General features: G+C 65.5%; 2 protein-coding genes. One reads left to right on the top strand and one right to left on the bottom strand.

Annotation, left to right across the window (positions count from 1 at the left end; all coding sequences use genetic code 11):
* Positions 1-235 (top strand): hypothetical protein (locus tag AC1DY5_RS56715; protein ID WP_478122883.1); only part of this gene is annotated, 235 nt, incomplete at its 5' end.
* 8 nt (positions 236-243) lie between these two features.
* Here the strand turns inward: AC1DY5_RS56715 and AC1DY5_RS56710 are convergent.
* On the bottom strand, positions 244-1091 hold an 848-nt coding region (locus tag AC1DY5_RS56710; RefSeq protein ID WP_478122882.1), incomplete at its 5' end, for a DMT family transporter.

Genomic DNA, 1091 nt, shown 5'->3' with positions numbered 1-1091 from the left:
GCCGCCTTCTTGGCCGGTGCGGCCTTTTTCGCGGGAGCTTTCTTGGCCGGAGCCTTCTTTGCAGTTGCCATGGTTGAATTCCTTTTTTGGTTGGACACTTTCACCAATGAAAAGCAGTGTCTCCATCGGCATTGCGGATGCTAAAGGAGATGAAACACGTTTCCAAGGGAAAAAGAGACTTTTTCATTGGGAGCTGTTGTTTTTTCAGAGGGAAAAAGCACGTTCGTTCCCCTAGGAGAGGCTTCAGTTGCGGTGCGAGGGCCATGTCGCGAGCACCACGCCGAGCAACGCGAGCGCGAAAGCGACCACCTGCGCAGTCACCAGGCCCTCGCCGAGCACCAGCACGCCGACCACCGCCGCACTCACCGGCAGCATCACTGTGAAGACGCCGGCCTGCGACGCGGGCACGCTCTTCAGTCCCGTCATCCAGAGCCACACGGTCCAGATGCTCGCGGCCAGCGCGTAGACGAAGAGCAGGCTCCAGAGGCCGATCGACACGGCGCCGAAGTCGAAGCGCAGCGCGAACCAGATGCCGAAGGGCGTCGACAACACGAAGCCCCAGAGGTTGATCAGCGAGGAGATGCGCTTCGGTCCGAGTCGCCCGGTCAGCGACTTGCCGATCACCGCGTAGGCGGCCTCGCAGAGCACCGCGCAGAACACCAGCAGGTTGCCGAGCCAGGGCATCGAGGAACTGCTCGTGGCGCCGGCATGCGGGGCGGCCTGCGCGGGGGCGAGGGCCAGCAGGCCGATGCCAAGCGCCGCGCAGCCGATCGCCAGGCCGACGCGCGGCGTGATGCGCTCGCGCAGGAAGGCCCAGCTGCCGATCGCCACCACGGCCGGGATCGAGGCCATGACCACGCCGGCCGAGACCGCGCTGGTCAGGCTGACGCCGAACAGCATGCAGATCGAGAACAGGAAGTTGCCAAGGAAGGATTCGAGGAACACGAGGCCGCGTGTGCGGCGGGTCATCGGCGGCTCCGTGGCCGGCCGCCGCAGCCAGTGCGGCATCGCGAGCGCCGCGATGCCGAAGCGCAGCCAGGCCAGCAGCAGCACCGGAAAGGCGGCCACCAGCGGCTTCGAGAGGGCGACAT

This window comes from Variovorax sp. P4_D9 (genome assembly GCF_056401695.1).
This window is presented reverse-complemented; position numbering and strand designations above follow the sequence as displayed.